1 protein-coding gene is annotated in these 605 nt (G+C 76.9%); it reads left to right on the forward strand.

The annotated features are described in order from the left end of the window. Positions 1-605: Lhr family ATP-dependent helicase (locus ESO86_RS19625; protein WP_422836519.1), on the forward strand; the 605-nt coding region annotated here is incomplete at both ends.

Raw genomic sequence — 605 nt, forward strand, 5'->3', positions numbered from 1 at the left:
CGCCGCCGTTCGCTCGCCGCGCTCCGCGAGGAGGTCGAGCCGGTGGCGCCGCGCGAGTTCGGCCGGTTCCTGCCGGACTGGCAGCACGTCGGCGGCCGCCTGCGCGGCGTCGACGGCGTCGCCGCCGTGGTCGAGCAGCTCGAGGGCGTCAGGATCCCCGCATCGGCGTGGGAGTCCCTGGTCCTCCCGGCGCGCGTCGGCGACTACCGCCCGGAGTTCCTGGACGAGCTCACGGCGAGCGGCGAGGTGCTGTGGGTCGGCCAGGGGGCCCTCGCGGGAGACGACGGCTGGGTGAGCCTCCACCTCGCCGACACCGCCAAGCTCACCATGCCGGCACCCGTCGACCAACCGCTCGACGCGATCGAGACCGAGCTCCTGGGGGCGCTCGGCGGCGGCGGCGCGTACTTCTACCGTCAGCTCGCCGAGGCCGTCGGCGCCACCGAGGACGCCCCCGTCCTCGACGCGCTGTGGCGGCTCGCGTGGGCCGGCCTCGTCACGAACGACACGCTCGCGCCCGTTCGCGGCCTCCTCGCGGGCGGCGGTGCCCACAAGACCCGCGCGACGACCCCTCGCGCGCGGATCCGCGGGCGCGCCGTCTCGCGTCG

Origin of the sequence: Agromyces binzhouensis (assembly GCF_004135055.1) — a bacterium.
Taxonomy (GTDB): Bacteria; Actinomycetota; Actinomycetes; order Actinomycetales; family Microbacteriaceae; genus Agromyces; species Agromyces binzhouensis.